Source organism: Streptomyces sp. NPDC050842, from assembly GCF_044456565.1.
Taxonomy (GTDB): Bacteria; Actinomycetota; Actinomycetes; order Streptomycetales; family Streptomycetaceae; genus Streptomyces.
Genome location: NZ_JBITGA010000003.1, coordinates 297,942 through 311,840, shown reverse-complemented (window position 1 = coordinate 311,840; position 13,899 = coordinate 297,942). Strand labels below are relative to the sequence as shown.

10 protein-coding genes and 1 pseudogene are annotated in these 13,899 nt (G+C 71.5%); 6 read left to right on the top strand and 5 right to left on the bottom strand.

The window, feature by feature from the left end; genetic code table 11:
* Positions 1–8 precede the first annotated feature (8 nt).
* Together ACIBG6_RS10650 and iolC are read right to left on the bottom strand one after the other, a co-directional pair.
* Positions 9–1,670, bottom strand: a complete 1,662-nt coding sequence (locus tag ACIBG6_RS10650; protein ID WP_399222204.1) for an IS200/IS605 family accessory protein TnpB-related protein — start codon at positions 1,668–1,670, stop codon at positions 9–11.
* 137 nt (positions 1,671–1,807) lie between these two features.
* Positions 1,808–2,791 carry a 5-dehydro-2-deoxygluconokinase gene (iolC, locus tag ACIBG6_RS10645; RefSeq protein ID WP_399222203.1) on the bottom strand — a complete coding sequence of 328 codons (984 nt, stop codon included), beginning with the start codon at positions 2,789–2,791 and terminating at the stop codon, positions 1,808–1,810.
* Between the two features lie 147 nt (positions 2,792–2,938).
* Between iolC and ACIBG6_RS10640 the strand changes: the two genes are divergently transcribed.
* Positions 2,939–3,865: a sugar phosphate isomerase/epimerase family protein gene (locus ACIBG6_RS10640; protein WP_399222202.1), complete on the top strand. Its 927-nt coding sequence runs from the start codon at positions 2,939–2,941 to the stop codon at positions 3,863–3,865.
* Positions 3,866–4,139: 274 nt separating this feature from the next.
* Positions 4,140–4,337: a MarR family transcriptional regulator gene (locus tag ACIBG6_RS10635; RefSeq protein ID WP_329623348.1), complete on the top strand. Its 198-nt coding sequence runs from the start codon at positions 4,140–4,142 to the stop codon at positions 4,335–4,337.
* A 92-nt stretch (positions 4,338–4,429) separates the two neighbouring features.
* Here the strand turns inward: ACIBG6_RS10635 and ACIBG6_RS10630 are convergent, their stop codons facing one another.
* Positions 4,430–6,733, bottom strand: coding sequence for an MMPL family transporter (locus ACIBG6_RS10630; protein ID WP_399222201.1), 2,304 nt, complete (start codon positions 6,731–6,733; stop codon positions 4,430–4,432).
* A 174-nt stretch (positions 6,734–6,907) separates the two neighbouring features.
* On the opposite strand from ACIBG6_RS10630, the gene ACIBG6_RS10625 reads away from it, so the two are divergent.
* Positions 6,908–7,585: a TetR/AcrR family transcriptional regulator gene (locus ACIBG6_RS10625; protein ID WP_399222200.1), complete on the top strand. Its 678-nt coding sequence runs from the start codon at positions 6,908–6,910 to the stop codon at positions 7,583–7,585.
* On the opposite strand, the gene ACIBG6_RS10620 is transcribed toward ACIBG6_RS10625, so the two are convergent.
* Positions 7,563–8,777, bottom strand: coding sequence for a cation:proton antiporter (locus ACIBG6_RS10620; protein ID WP_399222199.1), 1,215 nt, complete (start codon positions 8,775–8,777; stop codon positions 7,563–7,565). The genes ACIBG6_RS10625 and ACIBG6_RS10620 overlap by 23 nt on opposite strands.
* A gap of 153 nt (positions 8,778–8,930) precedes the next feature.
* Between ACIBG6_RS10620 and ACIBG6_RS10615 the strand changes: the two are divergent.
* Together ACIBG6_RS10615 and ACIBG6_RS10610 are read left to right on the top strand one after the other, a co-directional pair.
* Positions 8,931–9,085: pseudogene (locus ACIBG6_RS10615) on the top strand (PrsW family intramembrane metalloprotease); the annotation flags it as partial.
* A 108-nt stretch (positions 9,086–9,193) separates the two neighbouring features.
* Positions 9,194–9,418 (top strand): heavy-metal-associated domain-containing protein, encoded by a 225-nt coding sequence (locus ACIBG6_RS10610; RefSeq protein ID WP_399222198.1) that lies wholly within the window; start codon positions 9,194–9,196, stop codon positions 9,416–9,418.
* Between the two features lie 13 nt (positions 9,419–9,431).
* On the opposite strand, the gene ACIBG6_RS10605 is transcribed toward ACIBG6_RS10610, so the two are convergent.
* Positions 9,432–11,081, bottom strand: a complete 1,650-nt coding sequence (locus tag ACIBG6_RS10605) for an IS200/IS605 family accessory protein TnpB-related protein (protein WP_399222197.1) — start codon at positions 11,079–11,081, stop codon at positions 9,432–9,434.
* A 209-nt stretch (positions 11,082–11,290) separates the two neighbouring features.
* On the opposite strand from ACIBG6_RS10605, the gene ACIBG6_RS10600 reads away from it, so the two are divergent.
* Complete coding sequence (locus ACIBG6_RS10600; RefSeq protein WP_399222196.1) at positions 11,291–13,510, top strand: heavy metal translocating P-type ATPase; 2,220 nt, start codon at positions 11,291–11,293, stop codon at positions 13,508–13,510.
* The last annotated feature ends 389 nt before the right edge of the window (positions 13,511–13,899 follow it).

Below are 13,899 nucleotides of genomic sequence, written 5' to 3'. Positions count from 1 at the left end.
ACTGATCCCTACCGTTCCAATTGAGTGACCACGAGTGAGTCTTGTACCCATATCTGGTCACTGCGGATATCCCGAACGGTTTTGGATATCCGACTGGTTGCCCGCGTTCCGGTGTTCCCCGCTCGGGCACGTGCATCGCGTGCGCGTTCCGTGACGGGTGGGCGGGTTTCCTCACGCTCTCGTGTCTCCGGTCCGGCCTGGGCGGTCCGATGCCCCGCAGCATCACTCTGGTGCTGCGGGGGCGGTGCCGTCCGACGCCGGATCGGGTACCCGAGGGCGCGTCGCCCGATCGCGACGCTCGCGGCGTCATGACGGGACATTGTGCGGCGCGGGGTGGCCAGCGGCTTCTGCCAGTGCCGGCCTCCCCACTGGGAGGTGTAGGCAGGATCGACCGCCACGATGGCGAGGCCGTGTTCGGCGGCCATAGATACCAGGCGGGCTTTGAGCTTGCCGGTGGGGATGCCGGAGATCAGCTGCCTGAACCGCTTTCTACGGCCGTGCTTCTCGCGGGTCTTCTCGGCGGCGAAGTCCAGGTCCTCGATCGCGATGGCGGCCACGCCGCAGCTTTGCGCCCAGTGCAGGAGCCGGGTGATGGCGTGCCGGATCTGCGCATCGCGGTGATCCGAGCTGCCGGACAGGTCGTAGAGGAACCGCGTCGGGTCGCCGACCGGGTTGCCCTGCGAGTCGAGGCGGTAGGCGGCAAAGTGGTCGGCATTCGTATCGACACCGATCACGCCCTGGGCCCGTGCGGCCGCCAGGGGGACGGTCTTGACGACGGGGCGTTGCCAGGAGGCGGTGAGATACCAGCGACCGCGTTCCACGTCGTAGTGGATGCGGTAGGCGACCGCCCGGTTCGCCTCAACACGGTCACGCCATTCCTGGCCCCGGTGAGCGAACGCGATCTCCGAGGCGAGGACGTACCGGCCGCGCTTGGCGTTGGCAAGGTGCGCCAGCGGGGCGGGCAGTTTGATGCTGACCTCGCCGTCGGGGGTGACGCGGATCGTCTCGTTCCCGAAACGCTTCCCGGACTCCCCGTCAGCGGCCAGGAACCAGCGCGCCGCCTCCCACCGTTGCCGCCACTCCACCTCCGTGAGCTGGGCGGCTTGAAGATGGTGCCGGGTGTTGAGCAACTTCCGGCCGCCGCGCACGACGCGCACGACACCGGCCTCACGCTCAGCGCCAGCGGCATTGAGCCGGTGCTCCAGAATGCGCAGCCGCCGCGACTTCTGGAACCACTCCCCCTTGGACCGGTAACCGCCCGCAGCACGCTTCGAACCCTTCTCACCGAGCGGCAGGGACAGCCGGTGCATCAGCATGCGGACACCAGCCTCAAGGGACTGGACGTACGCAAGCTGGCAGCGCCGGGACAGCGCCCACTGATCGTGTGTGGCCTTCGTGATCGACCCCGCCCACCGCGAGGACGACTCCGCCGTCAGACCCTGCTTACGAGCCGCCCATGAATCACTGCCGTGGTCACCCGCGTCCGCGCACCGGGCCTTGAGATCAAGCGAGGCGAGTCTGCCCAGATGCCCGCCGGCCAGCCGCAGAACCCCCTCATCCTCGGGTGTGAGGTGCTTGAGCCGGTCTCGTACCGCCACACCGGACGGCCCCAGAGCAACGAACGGCGCGTCGATCACACGCAGCTGCCTTCTCACGTTCCCCAGCACCACACACCTCCCTCCGCCACCAATACCCCGAACCTTCCCACCACCACCGACACCCCGATCCCCACACTCCCACACCGTGACCCAGGTCACATTCACGCGCTCTTGCGCACGCTCCTGGACACTCACCGAGTAGCAGCTCCCTACCCTCTCTCCGACTCCGGGATCGTTCCCGTGCCCGCCGCGAGCGCCTCGGTGATCTCCTCCGCGGTCGGCATGGCGGAGGAGCAGGCGAGGCGGCCCGCGACGATCGCGCCGGCGGCGTTGGCGTGGCGCAGGGTCCGTGCGAGGTCCCAGCCGGCGAGGAGGCCGTGGACGAGCGCGCCGCCGAACGCGTCGCCCGCGCCGAGCCCGTTGACCACCTCCACCGGCAGGGGCGGCACCTCGGCCTCCGTCCCGTCGGCGGCGAGCGCGAGGACGCCCGCGGGTCCCTGCTTCACGACGGCGAGCCGGACCGCGCCGGTGGCGAGCAGCGCGCGGGCGGCGGCGTACGGCTCGCGCTCCCCCGTCGCGACCTCGCACTCGTCGAGGTTGCCGACGGCCACGGTCGCGTGGCGCAGCGCCTCGGCGTAGAACGGGCGGGCCTCCGCCGGGTCCGTCCAGAACATGGGCCGCCAGTCCAGGTCGAGGACCGTCACCTCCCGGCCGGCGCGGGCGCGCAGCGCGCCCAGGGTCGCGGTGCGGCTCGGCTCGGCGCAGAGGCCGGTGCCGGTCGCCCAGAAGACCCGGGCGGCGCAGATCGCGTCGAGGTCGAGTTCGTGCGGGTGGATCTCCAGGTCGGGGGCCTTGGGGAGGCGGTAGAAGTGGAGCGGGAAGTCGTCGGGCGGGAAGAGTTCGCAGAAGGTGACGGGGGTGGGGTACGCCGCGACCTCGGTCACCCAGCGGTCGTCCACGCCGAAGCCCTTGAGGTCGTGGTGGAGCGCGGCGCCGAAGGGGTCGGCGCCGGTGCGGGAGACGAGCGCGGTACGGCGGCCCAGCCGGGCGGCGGCCACGGCCACGTTGGCCGGGGAGCCGCCGAGGAACCTGCGATAGGTCTCGACGCGGTCGAGCCCGACGCCGCTCTGGAGCGGGTACAGATCCACGCCGAGGCGCCCCATGGTGATCAGGTCGTACGGCTCCGTCTCCATGCGCCACCTTTCGCCTCCGGCCCCGCCCCCAGGTCTAGTCGGCCGCCCGGAGGCGTGTCAACGATATGTCCGGACATTCGGACGCCCCGTCCATGTGTCCGCACGCCTGCTTGACGCTCCTCTCGGGCCCCGGCCAAGGTGGCAGACATGACGAAGCCGTCGCGTCCGTCTCGTCCCTCGCGTCCGTCCCGTATCCGGATCGGCTCCGCCCCGGACTCCTGGGGGGTGTGGTTCCCCGACGATCCCCGGCAGGTGCCGTGGCAACGGTTCCTCGACGAGGTCTCCGGCGCGGGGTACGAGTGGATCGAGCTGGGGCCGTACGGCTATCTGCCCACCGATCCGGCCCTCCTCGCGGAGGAGACCGCGCGGCGCGGGCTGCGGGTCTCGGCGGGGACGGTCTTCACCGGGCTGCACCACGGCCCGGGCGTCTGGGACCGCACCTGGGCGCACGTCGCCGAGAACGCCGCCCTCGCGCAGGCCATGGGCGCCGGTCATCTCGTCGTCATCCCGTCGTTCTGGCGGGACGACCGGACGGGCGAGGTCCTGGAGGAGCGCACGCTCACCGTGGAGCAGTGGCGGGATCTGACCGGTCTGACGGAACGGCTGGGGCGGGAGGTGCGGGAGCGGTACGGGCTGCGGCTCGTCGTCCATCCGCACGCCGACACCCACCTCGACGGCGAGGAGAGCGTGACGCGCTTCCTCGACGCCACCGACCCGGAGGCCGTCGCCCTCTGTCTGGACACCGGGCACTACGCGTACGCCGGCGGGGACAGCGTCAAGCTGATCGAGAGCTACGGGGAACGGATCGGCTACCTCCACCTCAAGCAGGTCGACCCGGAGATCCTGGCCCGGGTGGTGGCCGAGGAGGTGCCGTTCGGCCCGGCGGTGGCGCGGGGCGTGATGTGCGAACCGCCGTCCGGGGTGCCCGCCCTGGAGCCCGTGCTCGCCGCGGCGCAGGCCCTGGACGTGGACCTCTTCGCGATCGTCGAGCAGGACATGTACCCGTGCGAGCCGGACATTCCGTACCCGATCGCGCTGCGCACCCGGCGCTTCCTGCGCTCCCGCGGCGTGTGACCGGCGCGTAGCCCGGCGCATACCTGTGTGACCGGGGGTGACGCACGCGGACACACCGGCGGCCGCGTGCATCACTTCCGTCACACAGGTCCGTTCCCTGTCACACGTATCCCGGTTACGCGGGTCTTCCGTCACAGGCGCTCGACAGCCGCTCTCCTCCTGTCGGCAGGGGTCGTTCAAGGGGCACAGGCTCAGTGATCACCATCGCCCGCCCGCAGCGCCCCCGAACGGCACCCCCTGCCGCCGCTGCGCGGTGCGCAGGGAGGTACCAGGCATGACGGACAGCAGGCTCTGGTCGTACAAGGACATCGCCGCGCACATCCGCGTCCAGCCGGACACGGTCCGCTCCTACCGGAAGCACGGCCTCCTGCCGGCGCCCGACCAGGTCGAGTCGGGCAAGCCGTACTGGTACCCGGACACGATCCGCGCCTGGGTCGCCAGCCGCCCCGGCAACCGGGCCCGCCGCGACTGACCGTCCCTCCTCCCCCTACGGCGAGGACGCCGGGCCCCGGAGCGTTCCGGGGCCCGGCGTCCCGTCGTACGGGATCAGCCGCTCGTACGGGATCAGCCGCGTGCGGCAGCGCTCTCGCGCCGCTCCTCGGCCGCCTCCTCGGCGACCTCCGTGGCCTTCGGTTCCGGCAGCGGCGCGGGGCCGTCCGACTCGCTGACGCCGAAGCGGTCGTGGAAGCGGCGCAGCGGCCCCGGGGCCCACCAGGTGAAGCGGCCGGTCAGCTTCATCACGGCGGGGACGAGGAGGCTGCGGACCACCATCGCGTCCATGACGACGGCGAGGGCGACGCCGAGGCCGAGCATCTTGGTGTTGGTGACCCGTGAGGTGCCGATCGCGACCATGACGACGGCGAGGATCACGGCGGCGGCGGTGATCAGGCCGCCGGTCCTGCGCAGGCCGAAGCGGACGGAGTGCTCGTGGTCGCCGGTGGCGTCGTGCTCCTCCTTGATGCGGGAGAGCAGGAAGACGCCGTAGTCCATGGAGAGCCCGAAGGCCACGCAGAACATGAGCACGGGCAGGGTGGTCTCGATGTCTCCGGTGGCGGTGAAGCCGAGGAGCCCGGCGAGGTGGCCCTCCTGGAAGACCCAGACGACCGCGCCGAACATCGCCGTGAGGCTGAGGGCGTTGAGGGCGACGGCCTGGACGGGCACGATCACGCTGCCGGTGAGCAGGAAGACGAGGAGCAGGGTGGCGAGGACGACGATCACCGCCGCCCAGGGCAGCCGCTCGCCGAGGGCGTCCTTGGAGTCGACGAGGACGGCGGCCTGTCCGGTGACGGAGGTCTCGAAGGGCGCGGGCGCGGCCCGGAGTTCGCCCACGACGCTCTGGGCTTCGGCGCCGACGGTCTCGCCCTCGGGCACGACGGTGAAGTAGGCGTGGCCGGCGCCGCCGCCCGCGATGACGGGGCCGTCGGCCCGCTCGACGCCGTCGAGGGCGGCGATCCGCTCGCGGAAGGCCTCGTACTGGGCGGGGGTGGCCTCGCCCTCGGCGAGGACGGTCAGTCCGCCGCCCGGGTTGCCGGGGAAGCCGTCGCGGAGCTGGTCCTGGACGACCCGGGAGGAGGCGGTGACGGGGAGCTGGCGGTCGTCGGCGGTGCCGAACTTGACGCCGAGGAAGGGCAGTCCGAGCAGGACGAGACCGGCCGCGGTGGCGACGGCGAAGACCGGCGCCCGGCGCATCACGAGGTCGGCGGCCCGGGCCCAGCCGGACCCGTCGGAGTCCTCCCGGGGCGGGCGGCCGCGCCGCAGGAGGCGCCGCAGGTCCAGGGCGTTGACCCGGTCGCCGAGCAGGACGAGGGCGGCCGGGAGCAGGGTGAGCGCGGCGGTCGCGGCGAGGACGACGACGGCGATGCCGGCGTAGGCGAAGGAGCGCAGGAAGTACTGCGGGAAGACGAGCATCGCGGAGAGCGAGACGGCGACGGTCAGCGCGGAGAACAGCACGGTCCGTCCCGCCGTGCGCAGGGTGGTGCGGACGGCGGTGTACGTGTCGGCGCCGGCGGCGAGCTCCTCGCGGTAGCGGCGGACGACGAACAGGGCGTAGTCGATGGCGAGTCCGAGCCCGAGGGCGGTCGTCAGGTTCTGCGCGAAGACCGAGACGTCGGTGAACTCGGTGATGCCGCGCAGGACGGCGTTGGTGCCGAGGATGGCGACGATGCCGACGCCGAGCGGCAGCAGGGCGGCGACGGCGCTGCCGAAGACCATGACGAGGAGGACGAGGGTGAGGGGCAGGGCGATGAGCTCGGCCCGCAGCAGGTCCTCCTGGATGATCACCTGCATCTCGTGGCGGACGGCGAGGCCGCCGCCGAGGGTGACCTCGACGGGGCCGTGCGTGCCCCGGTACTCGGGGGCGATCCGGTCGAGGATCGCGGCGGCGTCCTTCTCCTCGCCGGCGATCCGGGCGGCGATCACCGCCTGGCGGCCGTCCTCGGAGCGGAGCGCGGGCGAGCCGGTGGACCAGTACGAGCCGACGCCGTCGACGCCCGGCTCGGCGTCGAGCCGCTCGGCGAGCTTGCGGGCCTCGGCGGCGACGGCGGGCGTGTCCACCGCGGCGGGGGCGTCCACCGCGGCGGCTCCGGCGGTCCCGGCGGCTCCGGCCTCTCCCGTATCGACGAGAAGGAGCAGGTTGGGCTGCGAGCCGGGGAACTCCCGGGCCAGCGCCTCCGTGGCGTACGTGGACTCGGCGGCCGGGTCCTCCCAGCCGCCGCTGCCCATCCGGTCGGCGACGCCGCCGCCCGCCAGGACGGCGAGGGCGGTGATCACGAGTGCCACGAGGAGCGTCAGGCGCGGCCGGGCGGTGACGAACCGCGTCCACCCGCCGCCCGCGCTCCCGCCGGGAGCTGATTTCTTGACTTCGGCCATGACGCGGTGTCCCCTTCACCTGACCCGTGTGCGCGCTTCCCGGCAGGTCACATGGGTCGCCCATTGCCATAGAATGACAAACACGAGTGATCACTCGCGTTTCTTTAGAATGCGAGCGACCTCTCGCATTTGTCAAACGTGTCGAGCCCGCGTTGAGGAGAACTGGGGACAGTCATGTCCGAGAAGCCTGAGATGTCCGAGGAACCGAAGCCGCGCCGCCGTCAGGCGCGCGGCGAGCGCCGCATCACGCAGCTGCTCCAGGCCGCCGCGAACGTCTTCTGCGCGAACGGGTACACGGCGGCCAGCACCAACGCGATCGCCCGCGAGGCGCACGTCTCGCCCGGCACGCTCTACCAGTACTTCCCGAACAAGGAAGCCATCGCCGTCGAGCTCGGCGGCCGCCTCATGCACGAGATGCGCGAGGCCCACGGCCAGGCCTTCACCGCGGAGAACCTGGCCCTGCCGCTACCCGAGCTGCTCGACGCGGTCGTCGACCCGCTGATCGAGTTCAACTGCGCCAACCCCGTCTTCCTCGCCCTGATGCACGGCTCCGAGATCCCCGGCCGCATCGCGGAGGAGCACGACGCCCTGCACGCGTCGCTGATCGAGCGGGTCCGCCTCCTGATCGCCCACTACCTCCCGGACAGCCCGCCCGAGGAGTGCGTCCGGGTCGCGGACATGGCCTTCGCGGTCTTCAAGGGCGGCCTCCACCTGGTCCTCGCCGCCCCCGAGGGGCCCGAGCGCGACGCCACGGTCGCCGAGCTGAAGCGGGTCCTCCTGCGCTACCTCGACCCGGTCATCGGCGGCACCCACGCCGACGACGCCCGCCTCACCACGTCTCGGAACCCCTGACCGCCTCGGAGGGCACCGCCTTCTCCCCGGCCCGGGCCCGCAGCTTCAGCGCGAGCAGCGGGAAGACGAGGACGGAGACCATGCCGGCGCCGACGAGCGCCGCCGCCTCGCCCGCCGTCAGCTCGTGGTCCTCCACGCCGATGGTCGTGATCGCGACGACGAGCGGCAGCGCCGTGGAACCGTAGAGGACGAGCCCGCCCCGGTCCTTGCGGTCGAGGTCGCGCGGGGCGAGGAACCAGATCGGTCCGCCGCGCACGGCCAGGAAGAGCAGCAGGAAGACCGGCAGCAGGAGCAGCGTCCGGCCGCCGGAGAGCAGCGAGTCCAGGTCGAACTCGATCCCGGTGACGACGAAGAAGACCGGGACGAGGAAGCCGAAGCCGACGGCCTCGATCTTCTCCAGGATCTCCGGGCCGGCCTCGGGCGCCGCCCCGGTCAGCACGAGCCGGGTGATGAGCCCGGCCGCGAAGGCGCCGAGCAGGATGTCGAGCCCGAGCGCCGTCGAGGCCCCCAGCATCAGGGCGAGCAGCAGGAACACGAACCGGACGGCGAACTGGCCGCTGCTGTGCAGGGTCTTGGCGATGACCCGGGAGAACCACGGCGGGCGCGGGCGCAGCGCCCAGAACACGGCGGCGGCCGTGAGCGCGGCGAAGACGGCGAGGAGCACGGTCGACTCGGCCGCGGCGCGCCCGCTGAGCAGCAGCGCCATCGCGATGATCGGCCCGAACTCGCCCACCGCGCCGAAGGCCATGACGACCGAGCCGAACCGGCCCTGGAGCTCGCCCGCGTCCCGCAGCACGGGCAGGACGGTGCCGAGCGCGGTGCTGGTCAGCGCCACCCCGATGAAGACGCCCTTGGCATAGCCGCCGCCCAGCAGGATCCCGGTGCCGAGCCCGAGGGCGAGGGCGGCGACCCAGGCCCAGACCGCGCGCTTGAGGGTGTCGCCGCGGACCTTGCCGAACTCGATCTCGTACCCGGCGAGGAAGATCAGCATGGTGAGGCCGAGCTCGGAGAGGCCGTCGATCAGCTCGTCGGGGTGGGCCCAGCCCAGGAGGTCGGGGCCGATGAGGATGCCGAGGAGGATCTCGAAGATGACGAGGGGTACGGGAAACCTGCGCCCCACCCCGTAGGCGAGCAGCGGCGCCAGGACGGCGATCGTCATGATCAGGATGAGCGTGGTCCCCGAATGCGACATAACGGGTATTTACCATAAGCTCCGGCCAGATGACCTGTCGGCGAAGGGACTTGGAGGTCCCCCCGGCGCACGAGCACCCGCCCACCACCCAGACACCCCGCCGCCTCCCACGACCCCGCCGCCAGCGCCGCAGCCGCACCCCGAGTACCGCGACTGCACGGGGTGCTCGCCCCCTTCGGGCACGGCCTGCGGACGGCCATCGCCGGCGGGGCCCTGCTCGCCCCCCGCCGCCCCGACGGCCGGTTCCCCGCCGCGCCCGTCATCGGCACCTACCTCGGGGTCGCGGTCTGCACGCGCTGTGGGACTCACCCGGCTGAGAGCACTTGCGCGGCGCGAACCGGCCGGGACTGGAATTCATACCCCCTAGGGGTATAATCTCGGTTTTGTACGACTCTGAACCCCCGAAGGAGAACGCCATGACCGCTGAGACGAAGACCGAACTCACCACCGTCTACCAGGTCAAGGGCATGACCTGCGGCCACTGCGAGGGCGCGGTCTCCAGCGAGATCTCCGAGCTCGCCGGCGTCGTCTCGGTCACGGCCGTCGCCTCGACCGGCCAGGTCACCGTCGTCTCCGCCGCCCCGCTCGACGAGGACGCCGTGCGCGCCGCCGTCGACGAGGCCGGCTACGAACTGGTCTGACCGACCGTTCCGATCAAGTGACCATGAGTGAGTCTTGCACCCACACCTGATCACTGCGGACATCCCGAACGGTTGTGGATATCCGGCTGGTTGCCCGCGTTCCGGTGTTCCCCGCTCGGCTTCGTGCATCGTGTGCACGATCCGCGACGGGTGGGCGGGTTCCCTCGCGCCCTCGTGTCTCCGGTCCGGCCTGGGCGGTCCGATGCCCCGCAGCATCACTCCGGTGCTGTGGGGGCGGTGCCGTCCGACGCCGGATCGGGTGCCCGAGGGCGCGTCGCCCGATCGCGATACCGGCGGCATCGTGACGGGACATCTTGCGGCGCGGAGTGACCAGCGGCTTCTGCCAGTGCCGGCCTCCCCACTGAGAGGTGTAGGCAGGATCGACCACGATGATCGCGAGGCTCATCTCTGCGGCCATCGACACCAGGCGGGCTTTGAGTTTGCCGGTGGGAATGCCGGAAATGAGCTGCCTGAACCTCTTGCGACGGCCGTGCTTCTCGCGGCTCTTCTCGGCGGTGAAGTCCAGGTCCTCGATCGCGATGGCGACGACGCCGCAGCTTTTTGCCCAGTGCAGGAGATGGGTGATGGCGTGCCGGATCTGCGCGTCACGATGCTGGGCCGTGCCGGACAGGTCGTAGAAGAACCTCATCGGGTCGCCGACCGGGTTGCCGTGCGGGTCGAGGTGGTAGGCGGCGAAATGGTCGGCGTTCGCATCGACGCCGACCACACCTTGGGAACGGGCCGCCTCCAGCGGGACCGTCTTGACGACGGGGCGTTGCCAGGAGGCGGTGAGGTACCAGCGGCCACGTTCCACGTCGCAGTGGATGCGGTAGGCGACCGCCCGGTCGGCGGTGACGCGGTCAACCCACTCCTCTCCCCGGTGAGCGAACGCGATCTTCGAGGCGAGGACGTACCGGCCGTGTTTGGTGTTGGCCAGGTGCGCGAGCGGCGCGGGCAGCTTGATGCTGACCTCACCGTCGGGGGTGACGCGGATCGTCTCGTTCCCGAAACGCTTCCCGGACTCCCCGTCAGCGGCCAGGAACCAGCGCTCCGCCTCCCACCGCTGCCGCCACTCGGCCTCTGTGAGCCGCGCCGCTTCGAGGTTGTGCCGGGTGTTCAGCAACTTCCGGCCACCCCGCACCACGTGTACGAGACCGACCTCACGTTCAGCGCGAGCGACATCGAGCCGGTGTTCCAGGATGTGCAGACGCCGCGACTTCTGGAACCATTCGCGCCTGGATCGGTAGCCGCCCGCAGCCCGCTTGGTGCCCTGTTCTCCGAGCGGGAGGGACAGGCGGTGCTTCAGTGTGCGGACACCGGCTTCGAGGTTCTGAATGTGCGCGAGCTGACAGCGCCGCGACAATGCCCACTGATCGTGCGTGGCCTTCGTGATAGACCCGGCCCACCGCGAGGACGACTCGGCCGTCAGGCCCTGCTTGCGGGTCGCCCACGCGTCGCCGACGTGGTCGCCCGCGTCGGCACACCGGACCTTGAGATCACGCGAGGCGAGCCTGCCCAGGTGTCCTCCGACCAGTCGCAGAACCTCCTCGTCCTCGGGCGTGAGGCTCTTGAGCCGGTCGCGTACCGCCACACCGGACGGCCCCGGAGCGACGTACGGCGCGTCGATCACACGCAGTCGCCTTTTCGCGTTCCCCCGCACCATTCACCTCCCTCCGTGACCACCACCCCGAACCTATCCACCGCCACCAGCAAGCCGACCCCACACCCCCACGCTGTGATCCAGGACACATTCGCACGCTCTTGCGCATACGCCTGGACCTCACCGAGTAGCAGTTCTCGGCCCCTCGCAGTCGACACCCCGCAGGGCCGTACCGTTACCGGGTACGGCCCTGCTCTCGTTGGGAAGCGCTCATGACGTCCACGATCACCGAGCTGACGATCGGTGGCATGACCTGTGCCTCCTGCGCGGCCCGCGTCGAGAAGAAGCTCAACCGGATGGACGGGGTGACCGCGACGGTCAACTACGCCACCGAGAAGGCACGGGTCGAGCACCCCCCGGAACTCACGGCCGGCGACCTGATCGCCACCGTCGTCAAGACCGGCTACACCGCCGAGGAACCCCTGCCGCCGGAACCCGAGCCCGAGCTCGACGAGGCCGATGCCGGCGAGGAGGACCCCGAGCTCGCCTCGCTCCGGCAGCGGCTGACCGTCTCCGCCGTCCTCGCCGCGCCCGTGATCCTGCTCGCCATGGTCCCGGCGCTCCAGTTCGACAACTGGCAGTGGCTCTCGCTCACCCTCGCCTCCCCCGTCGTCGTCTGGGGCGGACTGCCCTTCCACCGGGCCGCCTGGACCAACGCCAAGCACGGCGCCGCCACCATGGACACCCTGGTCTCCGTCGGCACCCTCGCCGCCTACGGCTGGTCGCTCTGGGCCCTCTTCCTCGGTGACGCCGGCATGCCCGGCATGCGCCACGGCTTCGACCTCACCGTGGACCGCACCCAGAGCACCTCCACCATCTACCTGGAAGTCGCCGCCGGGGTCGTCACCTTCATCCTGCTCGGCCGCTACCTGGAAGCCCGCGCCAAGCGGAAGGCGGGCGCCGCCCTGCGGGCCCTCATGGAGCTCGGCGCCAAGGACGTGGCCGTCCTGCGCGGGACCACGGAGGTACGGATCCCGGTCGCGGAGCTGCGGACCGGCGACCTCTTCGTCGTACGCCCCGGGGAGAAGATCGCCACCGACGGCACCGTCACCACCGGCGCGTCGGCCGTCGACGCCTCCCTGCTCACCGGCGAATCGATGCCGCTGGACGTCACCGAGGGCTCCGAGGTGACCGGCGGCTGCGTCAACGTCTCGGGCCGACTCGTCGTCCGGGCCTCCGCCGTCGGCGCCGACACCCGGCTCGCCCGGATGGCGAAGCTCGTCGAGGACGCCCAGAACGGCAAGGCCGAGGTGCAGCGGCTCGCCGACCGGATCTCCGCCGTCTTCGTCCCGGTCGTGCTCCTCATCGCGCTCGGCACGCTCGTCACCTGGCTGCTGATGACCGACGACCCGACGGCCTCCTTCACCGCCGCCGTCGCCGTTCTGATCATCGCCTGCCCCTGCGCCCTCGGCCTCGCGACCCCGACAGCGCTGCTCGTCGGCACCGGCCGCGGCGCCCAGCTCGGCATCCTCATCAAGGGCCCCGAGGTCCTGGAGTCCACCCGCCGCGTCGACACCGTCGTCCTCGACAAGACGGGGACGGTCACCACGGGCCGCATGCGACTCGTCGGCGTGCGCGTGTACGGGGGCGGTTACGGCACCTCGGGCACCGACGAGACGGAGCTGCTGCGGCTCGCGGGCGCCCTGGAGCACTCCTCCGAGCACCCGGTCGCCCGCGCCGTCGCGGCCGCCGCCGCCGAGCGGTGCGGCGAGCTCCCCGTACCGAAGACCTTCGAGAACGTCCCCGGGCTCGGCGTACGAGGCTCCGTCGACGGCCGGCTCGTCCTCGTCGGCCGGGCCGCCCTCCTCACGGCCGAGGGCATCGACATGCCCGGCACCGCCGAGCCCGGCGCCGTCCACGTCGCCTGGGACGGCGTCGCCCGCGGCACCCTGACCGTCGCCGACACCGTCAAGGACACCAGCGCCGAGGCCGTCACCCGGCTGCGCGGCCTGGGGCTGAGGCCCGTCCTGCTCACCGGGGACCACCGGGCGGTCGCGGAGGCCGTCGCGGCGGAGGTCGGCATCGACGAGGTGATCGCCGGGGTCCTGCCGGAGGAGAAGGCCGGGGTGATCCGCCGGCTCCAGGAGGAGGGCAGGACCGTCGCGATGGTCGGCGACGGGGTCAACGACGCCGCCGCCCTCGCCACGGCGGACCTCGGCCTGGCGATGGGAACGGGCACCGACGCGGCCATCGAGGCGAGCGACCTGACCCTGGTCCGCGGCGACCTCCGCGTCGCGGCGGACGCCATCCGGCTCTCCCGCCGCACCCTGGCGACGATCAAGGGCAACCTCGCCTGGGCCTTCGGCTACAACGTGGCCGCGCTGCCCCTGGCGGCGGCGGGCCTGCTCAATCCGATGATCGCGGGCCTCGCGATGGCCTTTTCGTCCGTCTTCGTCGTATCCAACAGCCTGCGACTGCGGCGCTTCACGTGAATTCACCTACACGTGACGCACAGGACCTTCACAAAGAGATCTAGATCACAGATATTGGGGGGTAACCATCTGGGCTGTTCGCGAGTCTAAGTGGGCGATGCCGAGAACGTCTTGGGGGACGTTCATGGGATGTCTTGGGGGACGTCCCTAGGCAAGCGTTGGCCGGGGCACGTGCACCGGGGAGCTTTGAGCGGCCCTCCCGTACGTACCCCGGCAGACCGCGTCACGCCCGAACCCGCGCAGCTACTGCTGACGCCGGCAGACGCCCGGCCCGGATCCCGTGGGGGGAATCCGCACCGGGGGATATGGGAAGCGCCCCGACCGTCGACCCGTGGGGGGATCGGCGGCGGGGCGCTTCTTGCGCTCTTTTTCAAGGCTCGGTTCGCCTC